This window comes from Mesorhizobium sp. M7A.T.Ca.US.000.02.2.1 (assembly GCF_003996995.1).
Taxonomy (GTDB): Bacteria; Pseudomonadota; Alphaproteobacteria; order Rhizobiales; family Rhizobiaceae; genus Mesorhizobium.
The window spans coordinates 1-17,830 of the sequence record NZ_RZTT01000086.1 but is presented as its reverse complement, the minus strand read 5'-3'; the positions used below and the strand labels follow the sequence as shown (position 1 = coordinate 17,830).

At 62.7% G+C, this 17,830-nt stretch carries 17 protein-coding genes, 1 tRNA gene and 1 pseudogene; 9 read left to right on the top strand and 10 right to left on the bottom strand.

Annotated features, from left to right (window positions below):
- Positions 1-156: peptide-methionine (R)-S-oxide reductase (locus EOD15_RS11075; protein ID WP_148129527.1), on the top strand; the 156-nt coding region annotated here is incomplete at its 5' end.
- Between the two features lie 177 nt (positions 157-333).
- On the opposite strand, the gene EOD15_RS11070 is transcribed toward EOD15_RS11075, so the two are convergent.
- Positions 334-1,932, bottom strand: a complete 1,599-nt coding sequence (locus EOD15_RS11070) for a DHA2 family efflux MFS transporter permease subunit (protein ID WP_127267221.1) — start codon at positions 1,930-1,932, stop codon at positions 334-336.
- A gap of 20 nt (positions 1,933-1,952) precedes the next feature.
- Entirely contained in the window at positions 1,953-3,149 is a 1,197-nt protein-coding gene (locus EOD15_RS11065) for an HlyD family secretion protein (RefSeq protein ID WP_127318872.1), read from the bottom strand.
- A 132-nt stretch (positions 3,150-3,281) separates the two neighbouring features.
- Between EOD15_RS11065 and EOD15_RS11060 the strand changes: the two genes are divergently transcribed.
- Positions 3,282-4,016: a TetR/AcrR family transcriptional regulator gene (locus EOD15_RS11060; RefSeq protein ID WP_027040117.1), complete on the top strand. Its 735-nt coding sequence runs from the start codon at positions 3,282-3,284 to the stop codon at positions 4,014-4,016.
- Positions 4,017-4,039: 23 nt separating this feature from the next.
- On the opposite strand, the gene yihA is transcribed toward EOD15_RS11060, so the two are convergent.
- The 3 genes from yihA to EOD15_RS11045 all read right to left on the bottom strand — a co-directional run bounded on the left by yihA (position 4,040) and on the right by EOD15_RS11045 (position 5,794).
- Positions 4,040-4,699: a ribosome biogenesis GTP-binding protein YihA/YsxC gene (gene yihA, locus EOD15_RS11055; protein WP_024502094.1), complete on the bottom strand. Its 660-nt coding sequence runs from the start codon at positions 4,697-4,699 to the stop codon at positions 4,040-4,042.
- Positions 4,696-5,334, bottom strand: a complete 639-nt coding sequence (locus tag EOD15_RS11050) for a CatB-related O-acetyltransferase (RefSeq protein ID WP_164761601.1) — start codon at positions 5,332-5,334, stop codon at positions 4,696-4,698. Before EOD15_RS11050 ends, yihA begins: the two co-directional genes overlap by 4 nt.
- 124 nt (positions 5,335-5,458) lie before the next feature.
- Positions 5,459-5,794 carry a hypothetical protein gene (locus EOD15_RS11045; protein WP_245463645.1) on the bottom strand — a complete coding sequence of 112 codons (336 nt, stop codon included), beginning with the start codon at positions 5,792-5,794 and terminating at the stop codon, positions 5,459-5,461.
- A 96-nt stretch (positions 5,795-5,890) separates the two neighbouring features.
- Between EOD15_RS11045 and EOD15_RS36715 the strand changes: the two are divergent.
- The 3 genes and pseudogenes from EOD15_RS36715 to EOD15_RS11030 form a co-directional block, all read left to right on the top strand.
- A pseudogene (locus EOD15_RS36715) lies at positions 5,891-6,148 on the top strand (MarR family winged helix-turn-helix transcriptional regulator); the annotation flags it as partial.
- Between the two features lie 258 nt (positions 6,149-6,406).
- Positions 6,407-7,699 carry an HlyD family secretion protein gene (locus EOD15_RS11035; RefSeq protein ID WP_127318868.1) on the top strand — a complete coding sequence of 431 codons (1,293 nt, stop codon included), beginning with the start codon at positions 6,407-6,409 and terminating at the stop codon, positions 7,697-7,699.
- A complete protein-coding gene (locus tag EOD15_RS11030) occupies positions 7,696-9,237 on the top strand; it encodes a DHA2 family efflux MFS transporter permease subunit (RefSeq protein WP_127318866.1) in 1,542 nt (513 codons plus the stop codon). Before EOD15_RS11035 ends, EOD15_RS11030 begins: the two co-directional genes overlap by 4 nt.
- A gap of 369 nt (positions 9,238-9,606) precedes the next feature.
- Here the strand turns inward: EOD15_RS11030 and yidC are convergent, their stop codons facing one another.
- Genes yidC through rpmH form a run of 3 tightly spaced genes read right to left on the bottom strand, consistent with a single transcriptional unit; the run spans position 9,607 to position 11,925 of the window.
- Positions 9,607-11,406, bottom strand: coding sequence for a membrane protein insertase YidC (yidC, locus tag EOD15_RS11025; RefSeq protein WP_127270245.1), 1,800 nt, complete (start codon positions 11,404-11,406; stop codon positions 9,607-9,609).
- Positions 11,407-11,420: 14 nt separating this feature from the next.
- Positions 11,421-11,774: a ribonuclease P protein component gene (rnpA, locus tag EOD15_RS11020; protein WP_127318864.1), complete on the bottom strand. Its 354-nt coding sequence runs from the start codon at positions 11,772-11,774 to the stop codon at positions 11,421-11,423.
- A 16-nt stretch (positions 11,775-11,790) separates the two neighbouring features.
- The gene (rpmH, locus tag EOD15_RS11015; protein ID WP_008833937.1) at positions 11,791-11,925 is read right to left on the bottom strand and encodes a 50S ribosomal protein L34; all 135 of its coding nucleotides are present in this window, start codon (positions 11,923-11,925) and stop codon (positions 11,791-11,793) included.
- Positions 11,926-12,203: 278 nt separating this feature from the next.
- Here rpmH and EOD15_RS11005 point away from each other — a divergent pair, with 278 nt between their 5' ends.
- Together EOD15_RS11005 and EOD15_RS11000 are read left to right on the top strand one after the other, a co-directional pair.
- Positions 12,204-13,706 (top strand): HAMP domain-containing sensor histidine kinase, encoded by a 1,503-nt coding sequence (locus EOD15_RS11005; RefSeq protein WP_127318862.1) that lies wholly within the window; start codon positions 12,204-12,206, stop codon positions 13,704-13,706.
- Between the two features lie 253 nt (positions 13,707-13,959).
- Positions 13,960-14,036: transfer RNA gene (locus EOD15_RS11000), tRNA-Arg, on the top strand.
- Positions 14,037-14,492: 456 nt separating this feature from the next.
- On the opposite strand, the gene EOD15_RS10995 is transcribed toward EOD15_RS11000, so the two are convergent.
- Positions 14,493-15,233 (bottom strand): hypothetical protein, encoded by a 741-nt coding sequence (locus EOD15_RS10995; RefSeq protein ID WP_185928990.1) that lies wholly within the window; start codon positions 15,231-15,233, stop codon positions 14,493-14,495.
- 172 nt (positions 15,234-15,405) lie between these two features.
- Positions 15,406-15,642 (bottom strand): hypothetical protein, encoded by a 237-nt coding sequence (locus EOD15_RS10990; RefSeq protein WP_127318860.1) that lies wholly within the window; start codon positions 15,640-15,642, stop codon positions 15,406-15,408.
- A 262-nt stretch (positions 15,643-15,904) separates the two neighbouring features.
- Here EOD15_RS10990 and EOD15_RS10985 point away from each other — a divergent pair, with 262 nt between their 5' ends.
- A complete protein-coding gene (locus EOD15_RS10985; protein ID WP_164761600.1) occupies positions 15,905-17,320 on the top strand; it encodes a LuxR C-terminal-related transcriptional regulator in 1,416 nt (471 codons plus the stop codon).
- A gap of 277 nt (positions 17,321-17,597) precedes the next feature.
- Positions 17,598-17,830 (top strand): SDR family NAD(P)-dependent oxidoreductase (locus EOD15_RS10980; protein ID WP_245463644.1); only part of this gene is annotated, 233 nt, incomplete at its 3' end.

Genomic DNA, 17,830 nt, shown 5'->3' with positions numbered 1-17,830 from the left:
ACCGTGGACCGCTCGCTCGGCATGACGCGCACCGAGGCGCATTGCCGCCGCTGCGGCGGCCATCTCGGCCACGTCTTCGACGACGGTCCAGCGCCGACCGGCCTGCGCCACTGCATCAACGGCGTCGCGCTGACCTTCAAGCCCGCCACAGCCTGACAAATTCCAACTGGATATGAAAAACTCCGGGCTTGCGGCCCGGAGTTTTTTGCGCGGTCAGAGCTTTTTCGGGCGTGGACTGGAGGAGCTTCCCGAAACAAGCTGCCCACGTATCTCTGTCTTGTCGCAATTCCTGACGGAAAACCGCCTTACACTTTTCCTGGAATTGCTCCGGTATCAGTGGCCGCCGCCACCACCTCCACCCGCCGCCGCGGCCGGCTTGCGGATCAACATGGTGAACAGGCCAAGCGTTGCAAACAGCACCGTCAGCATGAAGAACACATCCATGAATGACAGCAGCGCCGCCTGCTGCTGGACCATGCCCGACAGCTTGGAGATGGCAGCACTTGTCGCATCCAGGCCGGGGGTTTGCTCGAAATTGAGCGTCATGTTCTGCAGCTTGGTCTGCGCGGCTTCACTGCCCCATTGCACATGCTCGGAGAGCCTTGCGTAGTGGAAGGCATTGCGGTCGATCAGCACGGTGTTGATCAGCGCGAGGCCAACCGCACCGCCAAGGTTGCGGGTGAGATTGAACAGGCCGGACGCATTCTTCAGCCGCTCGGGCGGCAAGGTGCCGAGCGCGATGTTGTTGATCGGCACCATGCACAGCATCATCGAACAGCCGCGCAGGATCTGCGGGATGAGCAGCTCGTTGAAATCCCAGTCGGCGGTCAGATGCGTCATCCACCAGGTGCCGGTGGCGAAGCCGAAGAAGCCGATCATCATCATCAGCCGCGGGTCCATCTTGTTCGACAGGATGCCCGAGATCGGCGCGGTGAAGAACATGGCCAGGCCGCTGACGAACAGCGCCTCGCCGATCATCATCGAATCGTAGCCACGGATGCGCCCGAGATACACCGGGTAGAGATAGGTCAGGCCGTAAAGGCCGATGCCGATGACGAAGGAGAACAGCGAGCCGAAGGCGAAGTTGATGTTGGTGAAGGCCTTCAGGTCGACGATCGGCTCCTCGGCGGTGAACACCCGCCAGAAGAACAGCACCGCGCCGATGGTCATGACGATGGCGCAGATGAAGACGCCCTGGTCCTGCAGCCAGTCATTGTTGGGGCCTTCCTCGAGCACATATTCCATGCACCCCAGGAAAGCCGCCATGCCGGCGAGGCCCCACCAGTCGAACTTGCTGAACAGCTTGAGGTTGGGCTTGTCGAAGTCGATCAGCGTCCAGGCCGCCGCTGTCACCAGGATGCCGGGCACGACATTGACCAGGAACAGCCAGTGCCAGGACATGGCATGGCTGATATAGCCGCCGACAGTCGGGCCGATGGTCGGCGCCAACGTCGCCACCAGGCCGATCATCGGCGAGACGAAGGCGCGGCGCGAGGGCGGGAAGATGGTGAAGGCAGCGGCGAAGACGCTCGGTATCATGCCGCCGCCGATGAAGCCCTGGACGGCGCGGTAGACAATCATCTGGTCGATGTTGGTGGCAGTCGCCGCCAGCGCACTGGCCGCGGTGAAGCCCGCCGCCGAGATCGTGAACAGCACCCGCGTCGACAGCATCCGGCTGAGGAAGCCCGACAGCGGGATCATCACCACTTCGGCGATCAGATAGGCGGTCTGCACCCACGGGATTTCGTCGGAGCTGGCGCTCAGGCCGGCCTGGATTTCCGACAGCGAGGCGGAGACGATCTGGATATCGAGGATGGCCATGAACATGCCGAACACCATCGCCAGGAAGGCGATGACGCGCCGCGTCGAAATGGTGTCAGGCACAGCCGGCCTCGCCGGCGGCGCTCCTGCTGTCAGGGTTGCGGTTGCCATGGCATTGCTCCCGTCGCCGCTCAGTTCGCGGCCACTGGGCCCGACCCGGATGGGGCGGTGCGGCTGTCGACGGCGACGATGACGCTCAGGCCGGCGCGCAGTTTGCCGCTCTTCAGGACATCTGCCGGCACATCGATGCGGACCGGAACGCGCTGCACGACCTTGGTGAAGTTGCCGGTGGCGTTTTCGGGCGGCAGCAGCGAGAATACGGCACCCGAAGCCGGCGCCAGCGACGAGACGGTTCCCTCGAAGTCCTGGCCGTCTGTCGCATCGACCGAGATCTTGACCTTCTCGCCGGGAACCAGCCGGGCAAGCTGCGTCTCCTTGAAGTTGGCTACGATGTAGAGCTTGTCCATCGGCACGATGACAGCGAGCTTCTGGCCGGGGCTGACAAGGTCGCCCTGTTCGACAGAGCGGTTGCCGACGATGCCGTCATAAGGCGCCTTGAGCACGGTGAAGGAAAGATCGCGCAGCGCCTTGTCATGGCTGAGTTGCAGGGAGGCCAGCGTGCTCGCCGATTCCGCGCGTTGCGCCTGCAGCACGCCGATATTGGCCTGCGCGGCGGCGATCTGTGCGTCGGCGCCGACAAGGGCGGCATCGGCCTGCTGGACCGCCGTCTGGGCGTCGTCCAGCTGCGCCTGCGTGCCGACATGGGTCTTGAGCAGTTGCGAGGCGCGCGCCGCGACCTTGGCCGCATTGTCGGCGGCGGCCTGGTCGGCGACCTTCTGCGCCTGCGCCTGCTGCAGCGAGGCGCGGGCCGCGTCGGTCTGGGCGTCGATACGGTCGAGCGTCTTGCTCAAAGTGGCGATCTGCGCCTCGGCCTGGGCGACGGCAATCTTGTAATCGCCGTCATCGACGACGAGCAGCGGATCGCCGGCCTTGACCAACTGGTTCTCGCTGACCTTGACCTGATCGACATAGCCGGAAATCTTGGGCGATATGAACGCCATGTCCGCCTGGACATAGGCATCGTCCGTCGAGATCATGAAGCGGCCCGTGGTCCAGTAATCGTAACCATACCAGGCGCCGGCGCCCAGCAAGGCGACGCCGATGATCGGCAGCAGGAAGGAACGCACCGAACGCTTCTTCTTGGCCGGAGCCTCTGCCGGTGGCGACGAGACCGGCTGGACAGGCACTTCCGGGGCTTCCGTCGCCGGCGCAACCTTGGCGTTGGGAAAGGGACGGACTTCGGCAGTGGTCGGCGCGTTCGAGGACATGACATCTCTCTAAAGTTATAATATAATACTGAACCGTTCGGTTCGATCCGGCCGTTGACATAGCGCGTAAACAGGACCATATCAAGGGCAATCGAACCGCTTGGTTCGAATTATTTTCGAGGTGTGACTTTCATGGCCGAGACCCCGCCCAATGTCGAAAACGAGTCGTGCGACGACCTGTTGGAAAGCTTGCGTCGTGGCCGCCCGGCCGCGGGGCAGGATCCGGTCAAGCGCAGCCAGATCATCGACGGCGCCCGTCGTGTCTTCATCGACAAGGGCTTCGAAGCCGCCTCGATGAACGACATCACCCGCGAGGCCGGTGTCTCCAAGGGTACGATCTACGTCTATTTCGCCAACAAGGAAGAGCTGTTCGAGGCGCTGATCGAGGAAGAGCGCGGCACCATCTTCAAGAACATGTATGACGTTCTGGACAATGCCGACAACCTGCGCGAGACGCTGGTGAAGTTCGGCAAGGTGCTGGCCCTCAAGATCACGTCGGCCAAGGTCATCCAGGCGCAGCGCACGGTGATCGGGGCATCAGACCGGATACCCGATATGGGCGCGCGTTTTTACGAGCGCGGCCCCAAGCGTGGCCACGACAAGGTCGCGGCCTTTCTCAATGCCGCCATCGAGCGCGACCTGCTGCGCATCGACGATGTGGATCTTGCCGCCTATCAGTTCACCGAACTGTGCCTGGCCGGTCTGTTCCGCCAGTGCATCTTCGCCTACCGCACCAAAGCCCCGACCCAGGACGAGATCGACCGCATCGTCAGGTCAGGCGTCAGCATGTTCCTGAAGGCCTACGGCACCGAAAGGCTTGTGGCCGAAGAAGGCCATCAGACGATTGCTATCGAGGCCAAGCCGTAGGCCATGCTCTAAGGTGTGGATGCTTAGCCGCCATTGGCGGCAAGCACGATGGCTGCCTGCAATTCCTGGAGGCCCTCGGCCTTTTCAGAAGAGGTGGCCAGCACGAACGGGAACGCCGCCGGCCGCTTCTTGATCTTTGCCAGCGTCTCCTCGATCAGCCTCGGCACGCCGGCAGTCTTGATCTTGTCGGTCTTGGTCAGCACGATCTGGTAGGACACCGCCGCCTTGTCGAGCAGCGACAGCACTTCGTCGTCCTTGGCCTTGATGCCGTGGCGGGCGTCGATCAGCACATAGACGCGCTTCAGCGTGACGCGGCCCTTGAGATAGTCGAAGACCAGCTTGGTCCACTCGTCGACCTTCTCCTTCGGCGCGGTGGCATAGCCATAGCCGGGCATGTCGACCAGCGCCAAGGGCGGCAGGTCGGCGCCCTCACCCGAAAATCCGTCCGGCACGAAATAGTTGAGCTCCTGCGTGCGCCCCGGCGTGTTGGAGGTGCGCGCCAGCCCCTTCTGGTTGACCAGCGCGTTGATCAGCGACGACTTGCCGACATTCGAGCGGCCGGCAAAGGCGATTTCCGGCGGCCCTTCCGGCGGCAGGAATTTCATGGCCGGCACGCCGCGGATGAAGATCCACCCCCGCGTAAACAGTTCGGTGCCGATTATGCTGCTGTTCAGAGCGTTCAAGCTGCTGCCTCCAGAAGAGAAATATCGGCGCCCCGGATAGCATCGAGGTTGCGGCTGACCTTGTCCACCGGCCAGTCCCACCACGCCACCGCCAGCAGCCGCCTGATTGTCCGGTCGTCGAAACGCATCTTCACCATCTTGGCCGCGTTGCCGGCGACGATCGCATAGGGCGGCACGTCGTGAGTCACCACTGACTTCGCAGCAATGATGGCGCCGTGGCCGATTTCCACCCCGGGCAAGATCACCGCCTCCATGCCGATCCAGACGTCGCTGCCGACAATGGTGTCGCCGCGCACTTCCTTCGACCACGTCGCCGGGTCAAAACCCTTTTCCCAGCCATGGCCAAAGATATTGAACGGATAGGTCGAAAAGCCGGACATGGCGTGGTTGGCGCCGTTCATGATGAACCGCGCGCCCTCGGCGATGGCGCAGAACCGACCGATGATCAGCTTGTCGCCGATGAAGGGATAGTGGTGCAGCACGCATTTCTCGGCGAATTTATCCGGCCCGTCGGGGTCGTCATAATAGGTGAAGTCGCCGATCTCGATGTTCGGCGCATTCACCAGTCCCTTGAGGAAGCCGACGCGGGTATGCATCGGGATCGGGTGCTTGATGTCTGGGTTGGGTCCGTCCATGTCGAAATCCGTCAGAGAAATGGCAGCCAGGCACATCCGAAACTCGAATGCGCCCGTTCAAAATAGCGTGATCCGCCCTATAGCACCAATCGGGCGACGAGCGAGCTTTCCTTGACGGCCTTGCTCATTTGCCGCCGCGGCAGATCACGATCGGATCGGACATTGCGCTGTCGAAACCGCTGCCCTGATAGACGGTGACGTTCGCCGCGCCGGGCGGCAGCATGAAGCTGCCTTCGACGATTTTCTGGTCTCCGGCCGGCATGTGGAGAGCCCAGCTATAGGTGCAAAACTGAGGCGGCGCCTGGGGTTCGACGTGGCTGCAGTTCAATTGCGCGCCACCCAGCATGGCGGCGCCGCCGCAGCTGACGGCGTCCTTTGCGAGCGCAAGGCCCGGCCATCCCGCGATGGCCGCCACGGTCACGATCTTCAGCCAATTAATCGTCCTATCCTTGCCCGGCAACAGCCTGCTACCTGAGCCTTTTTGTGGCGTCACAGCCCATGCGTCATTTTTTCCAGGCGGGCTTAGTCCGTCTTGCGCACCGCGTCCAGCGGGATTATGTGCATGATGATAATAAGCATGCTCACTAAAAGTTGCGCCGAAACTCCAGTACCTCTCATGCCATCGCCACCCAACATCAGCTTCGTGCTGCATGATGTCGCGCGCCTGCTTCGAAAGCGGTTCGAGCAGAGGTCGCGGGCATCGGGGCTGACCCGCGCCCAATGGCAGGTGCTGGCCTATCTCAGCCTGCATGAGGGCATCCACCAGAACAAATTGGCGGACCTTATCGAGATCACGCCGATCACGCTCGCCCGGCTGTTCGACAAGATGGAGGTACGCGGCTTCATCGAGCGCCGGGCCAATCCCGCTGACCGCTGGGCATGGCTGCTCTACCTAAAGCCGCAAGCTTATCCGCTCATAGAAATCATGCGCAGCAATGGGCAGAAGACGCGGGACGAGGCCTTTGTCGGTCTTTCCGCAGATGCGCAGCTGCATCTGCTGCAAACCTATCCCTCATCAAATCCAATCTGCTCGCGGCTTGCGCCCAGCCTGCCGCCGACCGGGAGAAAACACATGGCTGAATCAATCTCACCAAAGAAGCCTGTCGAAGAAGACGTATCCGCCGCCGATCGGGCGCGCGACCAGGTCATCCGACTGGACAGCGAACGCGAGCAAAGGCGAGCCGGCACCGTCATCGACAATGACGAGCTCGAAGAACCAGTCGCCCTGGAGCCGGCGGCGCTCGAGGCTCCGCCCAAGGAGCCACGCCAGGCCGGGGTTGCGGTGTCGCCTCCGGCGCCGGTCAAGCCCAAGCGCGGCCGGGCACGGCCGATCCTGTTTGCCCTGCTGCCGGTCGCGCTGGTCGTCGGCGGCTATTACTACGTCATCGGCGGCCAGGTCATGACGACCGACAACGCCTACATCCAGGCGCAGTCGCTCGGCGTTTCCACCGATGTCTCCGGCACTGTGTCCGAGATCGACGTGCACGAGAACGAGGCGGTGAAGAAGGACCAGGTGCTTTTCCGGCTGCGGCCGGCCTCTTTCGAAACCGCTCTTGCCGCCGCCCAGGCGCAGCTCGGCACTGTGCGCAACCAGGTGCTGACCCTGCAGGCGAGTTACCTGCAGTCGCAGGCGCTGATCGAGCAGGCGCAGGCCGACATCCCCTATTACGAGGCCGCTTTCCAGCGCCAGCAGGATCTGCTCAAGACCTCCACCTCCTCCAAGGCGACCTTCGACAGCGCCCAGCACGACCTCGTCGCCGCCCGCCAGAAGGTGTCCGTTGCCCAAGCGCAGGCACAGGCGACGCTTGCCCAGCTTGGCGGCGACGCCAGCCAGCCGGTGGAGAAGAATCCGTTCTACCTTCAGGCGCAATCGGCGGTGGACGACGCCCAGCGCAATCTTGCCGATTCCATCGTCAAGGCGCCGTTCGACGGCATCGTCACCAATGTCGACGCGCTTCAGGTCGGCAAGTACCTGCCGGCTTCGCAGCCGGCCTTCAGCCTGATTTCGGCGACCGATCTGTGGATCGCGGCGGAGCCGAAGGAAACCGAGCTGACCTATGTGCGGCCGGGACAGACGGCGACGATCAGCGTCGACAGCTACCCCGGTGCCGTCTGGCACGGCACGGTCGCCTCGATCAGCCCGGCGTCGTCGTCGAGCTTCTCCCTGCTTCCGGCACAGAACACCACCGGCAACTGGGTCAAGGTCGTGCAACGCATTCCGATGCGCGTGACGGTCGACGATCTCCGGGGCAAGCCGCCGCTGCGTGGCGGGATGAGCGTCGTGGTCGGCATCGATACCGGTCATGCGCGCGGCTTGCCGGACTTCGTGACGGACCTCCTCGGCCGGTTCGGACAAAAGTCATGACCGGCGCGTCCGGGACAGGTGGCGTGGTCGCCAATCGCGGCGCCATCACCGCCTGCGTGATCCTGGCCGTGATCATGCAGGCACTGGACACGACCATCGCCAATGTCGCGCTGCCCTATATCCAGGGCAGCGTTTCGGCGAGCGCCGACCAGATAAACTGGGTGCTGACGTCCTATATCGTCGCGGCGGCCGTCATGACGCCGCCTTCGGGCTATCTTGCCAATCGTTTCGGCCGGAAGCGCATCCTTTTGATATCCATCACCGGCTTCGTCGTCGCGTCGGTGCTGTGCGGCTTCGCGCAGTCGCTGCCGCAGATCGTCGGCTTCCGCCTGCTGCAAGGCCTGTTCGGCGCAGCCCTGGTGCCGCTGGCGCAGAGCATCCTGCTCGACATCTACAGCGTCGAGGAGCGCGGCTCGGCGATGGCGCTGTTCGGCGTTTCGGTGATGGTCGGGCCGGTGCTCGGGCCGGTCATCGGCGGCTGGCTCACCGAAAACGTCAGCTGGCGCTGGGTGTTCTACATCAATGTCCCGATCGGGGCCCTGGCTTTCGCCGGCGTCTCGATGTTCGTCCAGGAAACCAAGACGGACCTCAAGGCCAGGCTGGACTGGCTGGGCTTCGGCATGCTCAGCGTCACCATCGCATCGCTGCAGATGTTTCTTGATCGCGGCGAGCAGCTCAACTGGTTCTCGTCGTCCGAGATCATCGTCGAGGCGCTGATCTGCGCGTCGGCCTTCTACATCTTCCTCGTCCACACCTTCACCGCCAAAAACACCTTCGTGAACCCGCGGTTGTTCCTCGACAGGAATTTCGCCGTCGGCATGATCTTCATCTTCATCATCGGCATCACCTATCTGGCCTCGTTGGCCCTGATGACGCCCTATCTGCAGACGTTGATGGGCTATCCGGTGGTGACGGCCGGCATCGTCATGGGGCCGCGCGGTCTCGGCACCATGGCTTGCATGTTCCTGGTCGGCAGGCTGATCGGCAAGGTGGACACGCGCTGGCTGCTGTTGACCGGCCTGCTGGTCACCGCCTGGGCGATGTACGACATGACCGGCTGGACCCCTGATGTGTCGCAATGGACGATCATCAGCACCGGCTTCATCCAGGGCGCGGGACTGGGCTTCCTGTTCGTGCCGCTGACCACCATCACCTTCGCCACGCTGGCGCCGGAGCGGCGCGCGGAAGGCACAGGCCTTTACAATCTGTCGCGGAACATCGGCTCCAGCGTCGGCATATCCGTCGTCACCGCGCTGTTGACGGAGAACGTGCAGATCAACCACGCCAACATCACCACCTATGTGACGCCTTACAACCAGGCTTTCAGCAATCCGGCCATCTTCCAGGCGATGGATCCCTACAGCGCCGCGGGCCGCGCCGCGCTCGACGGCGTGGTGACGCTGCAGGCGACAATCATCAGTTATATGAACGACTTCAAGCTGATGATGATCCTGTCGCTTGCCGCCATTCCGCTGGTTCTGTTGCTGCGCAAGCCGGCCACTCCGGCCAAGATCGACCACAGCGCCGTCATGGAGTGAGGTGGCAGCGGTCCGTCTGCCGGGACAAGCCGCAGCCTGCATGACCTTCGCGTGTGAAAGAACCGGGGGCCCCGTGGAGGCCCTACAGGACCCCGGTCTGCCGTCACGGCCTCCCAAACACCGGCGCCTTTGCGCCGGAAGCCGTCTTGGCAAGGGCATCTTGCCGGCATCGCGAAATGCGGTGGTCTGCAACGACGCGGCCGCCACAAGGCTTCCCGAAGCGCATGCCGCAGGATGGCAACGCGCAGTTACGAGGCGTGGCGCGCCAAAGTTTCGCCGACAAGCGGAAATGGGCGGAATGGATGTCCCGCCAACGAAAAAGCCCCGCGCGAGGCGGGGCTTTGAAGGCTGGAGAAAGCGCTGCGCCTTCTATTCGGCCGGTGATGGTTTCTTTCGGAACAGCGCGACCAGATTGTCCCACAGCTCGATCTTGGCGCCCTGGCGCTTCATGATGATGCCTTGCTGCAGGATCGACAGCGTGTTGTTCCAGGCCCAGTAGATGACCAGGCCGGCCGGGAAACCCGCCATCATGAAGGTGAAGATAACAGGCATCCAGGTGAAGATCGCCGCCTGCGTCGGGTCCGGCGGCGTCGGGTTCATGCGCATCTGCAGGAACATGGTGACGCCCATGATCAGTGGCCATACGCCGATCATCAGCATATGCGGCAGCGTGATCGGAATGAGGCCGAACAGGTTGAACAGCGATGTCGGATCGGGCGCGGCCAGATCCTGGATCCAGCCGAAGAACGGCGCATGACGCATCTCGATGGTGATGTAGAGCACCTTGTAGAGCGCGAAGAACACCGGGATCTGCAGCGCCACCGGCCAGCAGCCGGCGATCGGATTGATCTTCTCGGTCTTGTACAGCTCCATCATCGCCTGCTGCTGCTTCATCTTGTCGTCCGCGTATTTCTCGCGGATCTCGAGCATTTTCGGCTGCACCTTCTTCATGTTCGCCATCGACGCGTAGGACTTGTTGGCGAGCGGGTAGAAGATGGCCTTGACGATGACGGTGGTGGCGAGGATGGCCAGACCGAAATTGCCGAAGAATTTGTAGAGCGTGTCGATCAGCCAGAACATCGGCTTGGTGATGAAGTGGAACCAGCCCCAGTCGATCAAAAGATCGAACCGCTTGATTTGACGGTCCTCTGCATAGGCGTTGATCTTGCCGACCTCCTTGGCGCCGGCGAAGATCTCGCTCTCCACCGTCGCCGATTGACCCGCGGCAACCGTTATCGGGTCGGTCAGGAAGTCGGACTGATAGCGGTGGCGGCCGTCCTCGAAAAAGGCGTAGCGCGGCTGGAACGGCTGCTTTTCGGTCGGCACCAGCGTCACCGCCCAGTATTTGTCGGTAATGCCCAACCAGCCGTCGGTCGACTTGCCCGGCGTGAATTGCTTGTCCGATTCGATGGACGCGTATTTGTGCTCCTGCAGGCCTTCGGTGCCGGTGAAGCCGATCAGGCCCTCATGCAGCACATAGGTGCTGGCAACGAGCGGCTTGTCGAAGCGGGTGACGCGGCCGTAATTGGACAGCGAGACGGCGGCCGTGCCCGCATTCTGCACCGTGTCGGACACCGTGAACATGTAATCGGTGTCGACGGAGAAGGTGCGCTTGAAGGTCAAGCCCTTGTCGTTCGAATAGGTCAGCGTGACCGGGGTTGTCGGCGTCAGCGTCGCATTGCCGTCGACGGTCCACACAGTCTCCGGACCGGGCACCGCGCCGGTCTTGTCGTTGCCGACGAAGCCGATCTCGGCATAATAGCCATTGGGCAGTGCCGCCGGGTTGAGCAGGCTGATCTCGGGCGAGTTCTTGTCGACCGTCTCGGTGTAGTGCTTGAGCTTGAGGTCGTCGAGGCGGGCGCCGGTCAGGTTGATCGAACCCTCGAGGCTCGGCGTGTCGATCTTCGCGCGGGTCGTCGTGGCGAGCGCCTGTTCGCGGCCGGCCGGCGTCACGGCGTCGGTACCCGGTGCATTCGGAATGGCGCCAGGTGCGGCGGGCGTTCCGGTGTCGGTACCGGCGGCCTTCTTCTGCTCCTCGATGCGCTGCTGTTCGACGCGGGCCGCCTCGCGCTGGGCTTCGCTGCGCGGCAATACGTAAAAATATTGCCATACCGCCAGGATCAGCACCGACAGCGCGATGGTGATGAAGAAGTTCCGGTTGTTTTCCATCGAAAGCCCTTGGCCTATCGTGTTCCGCGCAGTCGGCGGGAGAGTTCGGCCTTCAACTGGCCGAACGGAGTGGTAAGCACGTCTTCACGCCCGACGATGACATAGTCATTGCCGGGCGCCATGTCACTTGCCGCATGCGTACGGACGGCTTCTCGCAGCCGCCGGCGGACGCGGTTGCGGACAACCGCATTGCCGACCTTCTTGGTGACGGTGTAGCCGACGCGCGGCGACAGGCCGTCGCCGCGGTCGAGAACTTCAACGAGAAAAAGCCGCCCGCGTCGTTTTTCACCACGACGGACGGCCAGGAATTCCGCGCGCTTCAGAAGCCGCTTGGGATTTGGTCCCACTGGCTTGTCGGTTGCGGGCAACGATCTCGTCTTCCGTTCAGGCGCTGAGCCGCTTGCGACCGCGGTTGCGGCGAGCTGCGACGACGCCGCGACCACCCTTGGTGGCCATGCGGGCACGAAAGCCGTGCCGACGTTTGCGGACGAGTTTAGACGGTTGGTAGGTACGCTTCATTTGTTTTAATACCGCGGGGTGCGGCCCTTCTTGATTCTGTCACTGTGTAACAGGAGCTTTGCCGGGCCGGCTTTGGCGCGATCGAAACCGCGCCGGGACGAATGGCCCGAGCGTGTGCGGGCTTATAGAAAGAAGGCTTTTGGAAGTCAATCCGGAGTCGTCGGGCGCAACCCGGCTCCGTTCAGGCCGGTTTATGTTTGCGACCAAGGATGAAATTGGCAAAAAAGCCGTAATCGCCTAATCTGCGTTGATCAAGCGATCGTGAAGATATTAGCCGCATGAGCGAAACCATACAGGCACAGGAAGGGATCGGCACGGCGGGGCCCACCGAGGCGCCAGCCGCCGTGCGCACGGTTCCGTTGTCGCGCGGCCTGTCGACCAAGCTGCTGCTGCTGACCATCGTCTTCGTGCTGTTGGCCGAAGTGTTGATCTTCCTGCCCTGGATCGCCAGCTACCGGCTGAACTGGCTGAAGGAGCGGCTAAGCACGGCAGCGGCGGTGTCGATCGTGCTGGTGCAAGGTGAATCCACCTCGCTGTCGCGCACGGCCCAGAACGACGTGCTGATGGCGATCGGCGCCAAGGCGATCGCGGTGCGCGACGGCGGCGTCTCGCGGCTGCTGGTGGTGGCCGAAATGCCGCCGAAGGTCGACGAGCACATCGATATCGCCTCGATCGGCATGATCAAGGGCATGACCGGTGCGCTCGACACGTTGTTTTTCGGCGGCGACCGGATGCTGCGCGTCTTCGGCCCGGTCGGCGACTCGGACAAGGAGTTCGAGCTGATCATGCCGGACAACAGCCTGCGCAATGCGATGCTGCGCTATTCGCGCAACGTCGCCTTCGTCTCGCTGCTGATCTCGCTGTTCACCGCCATGCTGGTCTATGCCGCCATCGACCTGATCATGATCGGGCCGATCCGCACGATGACGCGCTCGATGCTGTCCTTCTCCGAAGCCCCCGACGATCCCGGGCGCATCATCCATCCGGCTGCCCGCGCCGACGAGATCGGCGTTGCCGAGCGCGAGCTGTCGCAGATGCAGGAGCGGCTGCAAAAAATGCTCTCCGAGCAGAAGCATCTTGCCGACCTCGGCCTCGCGGTCTCCAAGATCAACCATGACATGCGCAACATCCTGGCCTCGGCGCAGCTGATGTCGGACCGCCTGCGCCAGGTCAAGGATCCGACCGTGCAGGCCTTCGCGCCGAAACTGCTGCGCGCGCTCGACCGCGCCGTGTCCTATTCCGAAGGCGTGCTTCACTACGGCCGCACCCAGGAGCCGCCGCCGGCGCGCCGACGCTTGAGGCTGCGGCAGTTGGTCGAGGACGTGCACGGCCTGCTCGACATCGAGCAAGGCATCGAGTTCGTCAATTCGGTCGAGCCGGCATTCGAGATCGACGCCGATTCCGACCAGCTGTTCCGCGTGCTCACCAATCTGTGCCGGAATTCCGTGCAGGCGATGGCGGCAGACAGCGAAAGCGCCCTGGTGCGCCGCCTGGCGGTGTCGGCCGTGCGCCTGGGCAGCGTCAGCCGCATCGCCGTCAGCGACACCGGACCTGGCCTGCCGCCGAAAGCACGGGAAAACCTGTTCGCGGCCTTTCGTGGCTCGGCCCGCAGCGGCGGCACCGGCCTCGGCCTGGCGATCGCGCACGAATTGATCCGCGCGCATGGCGGCACGGTGGAGCTGGTCGAGAGCATTGGCGGGCGCACCACATTCGCCGTCACCATCCCCGACCAGCCGGTCCGGCTCGATCAGGCGCGCAATGGCCTGCGCCGCCCCGCCTGACGGTTTAGAGCGCTGGGTCGCCCGGCCCTCTTGTCTTCTGGCCCGATGCTTCTTCCAATGAGCCGGAACCGGCTCAACTTCGGACCGTTGCCATCTGCCGGAATCCCAGCCTTCATCACCAATCAAGGCACTTGTGACAAAACTTTTGCCGGATCGGCTTGCTTTTCCGAAATTCAGTCGCTAGGGAACACGTCTCGTCGCGGCCGGTCGTTTACGATCGGATCGCGGGGCCATGGAAGACATGGCCTGTTGCGCGCCCGTAGCTCAGCTGGATAGAGCACCAGACTACGAATCTGGGGGTCAGGAGTTCGAATCTCTTCGGGCGCGCCATTCCATCCAGCTGAAATTGCTTGCCTTTCAGGCCTCGCCAATCAACCGCATCGGCATGAATTCCTGACGAATGGTGGCCCGCCTGTTAGTCAACAGACGATTCGACCAGATTCGCACGGATCGGGCTGGCGGTCATCGCGGTCGCTGGGTACACGCATGAGGCACCGGTGTTGATGTTGCCGGCTCCCAACGCAAAATCTAGGGAATGACTGTCCGAAAAAAGGCCGTTTTCAACTGCCGCCCATTCCTCGCGTTCTCATACATGCTGATCGGCGGGATGAGGCGCGCTCTCCGCTCCGGCCCTTGCCCGCACCTCGAATTTGGTGCGCTTCGGCTCCGGAAGAGTCTTCTGATGCTGCAGATGATCCAGCACGGTCTTCTGCGCGACGTTGCCGAACCCCCAAAGGCGCCTGCAAGCAGCAGCAGACAGTTGGCCTCTGTCTTCGACATGGGCCGTCACGTTCGATCTCGGTTGCCGGCGGACGATGCCGGCGCGCTCCCGGCTCGCACCTCCTGGAGCAGCAGCAACAGGTCTGCCTTGGCCCAAAGCAGATAGCAGACAAGCAATGTCAGCGGCGCTGCGACGAGCGTCCAGGAAGCGCCCGACCATACCAGTTGCAGGGCACCGCCGCTCCCCACCGCGGCCGAGACCAGCGCCGGCAGACGGCTGGCCAGAACGGCACTCCGGAACGGATTGGGCCAGTTGGCTGGCCAGCCGGGCAACGGCTTGCCGTCTTCGAAGGCGCTGCCGAACTTGCCGAGCGCATGCAGCAAGCCCGAGGTCGCCGCAAGCACAGGTTCGCCGAACAGGAACAGGGCGATGCCGAGTCCGATCGCCCCGACCCCTGACGTCATGTCGCCAAGGCGGTTTAGGGACACGTCTGGGGACGGCTTCCTGGCCCATGCGCGGCAGTAGATCTCGCCGCTCCAGAAGAAGACCAGCGTGGCCAGGGTGAGCGACAGGGCAGCGATGCTGCCAACGAAATGATCGAGGAGCGCGGCATGGCCACTCACGGCGGAACCCGGCGGCACGTCAACGATCTGGACCATGACGCCCGTCGCCAGCCCGAGCCCATTGCCGAGATTGTAATATCCTCCGGGACCTACCATGCGTGAACGGATTGCCGGGGCGAAACGCGACAGGCCTGAAGTGTCGCCCAGCTCTCCGGCGGCATCGGGAAGGTCATGCATGATCATTGATAACGAACCCCGCGATCAGGCAGCGCACGCAGAAGACGTGCTGGATCATCTCGATCCGAGCAGCAGACAGTTGGCCCGCACCTTCGACATATCGATGTTTCGACAAAAGCTGGTGTATGTGGCGCGCGGTGAGACCAGCTTAGATCAGACCGCGGTCGATCGGGCTTCCTTAGGTGTTCGGCTCGGTCGTCATCGTGCTCTCGTCGTTTTCCGCCCTGTTCAGATTGGCGCAGTGCGGGTGAGCGTTGGCGGGGACAATCTCATAACCGGCTGCGATCAACTGGAGACTCATCTCCTCGAAGTGACGCTTCGAGCCGCTGACGATCGATTCAGGCGTGTAGTTCCAGCCGTTGCGGGCAGCATTGGCCAAGATGCTGGCATAGGCATGCATGCTGGCGATTTTCACGTTTGATTCCAGCAACTGTCGGCACCCGCTTGCGAAAGAAGGTGACGGTTGGGCGGAATAGCCCAAGGCCGTGCATGCCAGCACTATGGATACAGGACGCATGGAACCCCCCTTAGCCGATTGTTTGTTGCCGTGGGGGAAGCTTGCGCCGTGCGAGCCTGCGGCGGAATCGGGCAGATGCGGTATTCGGCCTAGTGCATTTGTAGCATTCTTCTGTAGCATTCTTCGGCTACGGAGGGGTTTCCAAGGACGGGGGTCCACAATGGTGCTCGGCGCTTCGAAAGCTCAAACGCTTGTCGCATTGTCGGGTCGTGAGCGCGAGGTCGCGGAAAAATTTGCCGCCGGCCTGACCTATCGGGAGATCGGCAAGGCGCTTTTCATTGCTCCGGCCACTGTTCGCACTCACCTTGCGACCATCTACGGAAAACTTGGGGTGCGGACCAAGATCGGGCTCGCGGCGTACTTTGCCGGCGCTTCCGGCGCCAGGCCAGGCGGGCTGTCACCCCATCAAAGCGAAAAACCGCGGCTGGCGGTGATGCCGGTCAAGGGTCAGTTCGGCAAAACAAGGACCGATGCGGATGCATTGACGCGCGCGTTGACCGCAGAGCTCGGACGCTTCTCCCAGATCGGAATCGTCGCAGCCGCCACAATGTTCGCGCTCGCGAAGCGGCATCTCACTGTCAAGGAAATCGGCAGGACCACGGGAGCCAACTATGTCCTGGAGGTCGCGGTCCATAGCCAAGACAAAGCCATGCACGCCTTCGCGCATCTCGTGGACGCCGAGGAGGAAGTCGAGGTCTGGAGCGCAAGATATGATCTCGCCCAGACGTCATCGCATGACGAATTGACAGGCGTGATCAGCGGAAATCTCTTCCAGGTGTTGATGAAGCACGCGGCAGGCCCGCCCGCCCTCGAGGAAGCAATTCAGCACCACAAGCTCTATCTGAAGGCGTTTTACCACGTCGAACGGCCGACGGCGAAAGGGATGGTCGTAGCGCGGCGTCTCTGTGAAAGGCTCCTCGCCGCCGAGCCAGAGCATGCATTGATAAGGGAGACTCTTGCCTGGGTCGATTTCCACTCCTGCTTCAACGGATGGTCCATTGAACCCATCGAGGCCTTTCGCCGGGCTGGTGATGAGGCTCGGGCCGGACTTTGTGGCCATGACCGGGAAGCATCTCTGCACAGTGCTCTCGGATTGGCCGAGACTTATCTCGGAAACTTGCAGACGGGCCTTGGCTGCCTGTGGCGGGCCATCGCACTCAATCCGAACGATGCAGAGTGCCGTACCTGGCTGGGAATTGGGCTAACTTACGCCGGAGATCTCGAAGGTGCACAGGCAGCTTTCGCGCGGGCCGACCTTCTCAGTCCGAATTATCATCCGATCTTTCTGTTCAGGGGCGATGCCGAATACACCGGGGAGAACTATAACGCCGCGACTGCCTCGTTTGATCGATTTCTGATGGTCCTGCCTGAATACCACTGGGCACGGCTCCTGCGGGCTGCATCATACATGGGGATGGGCGATCTCGAGTCTGCGCGGAAGGACGTGTCGTTCGTCTCGCGCGAGTCGCCCAGGTTGACCGGCGAGTATGTCGATCGATTGCAGCAAGCGCGCGGTCCGGAGTTTAGAAATAACCTGTGGTCACGCCTCAGCGCAGCAGGACTGCCATGGAAGTGACCTATCGAGGATGACATTGGGCGCATAAGGTCCGGTTGCGTGTCGCGGGCTCCAACCCGAACGGCGGGAACGAGTGACGGCCTGCGACTGCACGGCGGTGGCAGGATGGCTGGTCAACACCGGCCACGCAATGGACTAAGCATTCGGGCGGCGCCTACGCGGGTCACCAGGACGAAGCTCGGCAAAGCGGCGCAGAATGCTGCAGAGCAAATCTTCGCAGCGCCGTCGTCCAATCTGCGTGGTAAGACCGCGACAGGCGGAACCAGCGGAGCCCGATTTGACCATTCCCCATACCCGCATCAAACGCGCACTTATCACCGGCGCGGGCGCGGCCGACGGCATCGGCTTTGCCATTGCCCGGCAGCTCGGCTATGCCGGCCATGCCGTTTTTCTCACCGGTGCCAGTGCGCGTGTGCTCGATCGCGCCGTTGGGCTCCGTGCAGAAGGCATCGATGCCAAGGCCGTGGTCGCCGATCTCACCATGGCAGCCGATGTCGCGCGGCTGCGGGC

Coding starts and splice junctions, on each gene's coding strand:
- EOD15_RS11070 (WP_127267221.1), bottom strand. CDS start 1,932: ATGGCAACCGCAACCCTGACAGCAGGAGCGCCGCCGGCGAGGCCGGCT.
- EOD15_RS11065 (WP_127318872.1), bottom strand. CDS start 3,149: ATGTCCTCGAACGCGCCGACCACTGCCGAAGTCCGTCCCTTTCCCAAC.
- EOD15_RS11060 (WP_027040117.1), top strand. CDS start 3,282: ATGGCCGAGACCCCGCCCAATGTCGAAAACGAGTCGTGCGACGACCTG.
- EOD15_RS11050 (WP_164761601.1), bottom strand. CDS start 5,334: ATGGACGGACCCAACCCAGACATCAAGCACCCGATCCCGATGCATACC.
- EOD15_RS11035 (WP_127318868.1), top strand. CDS start 6,407: ATGGCTGAATCAATCTCACCAAAGAAGCCTGTCGAAGAAGACGTATCC.
- EOD15_RS11030 (WP_127318866.1), top strand. CDS start 7,696: ATGACCGGCGCGTCCGGGACAGGTGGCGTGGTCGCCAATCGCGGCGCC.
- yidC (WP_127270245.1), bottom strand. CDS start 11,406: ATGGAAAACAACCGGAACTTCTTCATCACCATCGCGCTGTCGGTGCTG.
- rpmH (WP_008833937.1), bottom strand. CDS start 11,925: ATGAAGCGTACCTACCAACCGTCTAAACTCGTCCGCAAACGTCGGCAC.
- EOD15_RS11005 (WP_127318862.1), top strand. CDS start 12,204: ATGAGCGAAACCATACAGGCACAGGAAGGGATCGGCACGGCGGGGCCC.
- EOD15_RS10995 (WP_185928990.1), bottom strand. CDS start 15,233: ATGATCATGCATGACCTTCCCGATGCCGCCGGAGAGCTGGGCGACACT.
- EOD15_RS10985 (WP_164761600.1), top strand. CDS start 15,905: ATGGTGCTCGGCGCTTCGAAAGCTCAAACGCTTGTCGCATTGTCGGGT.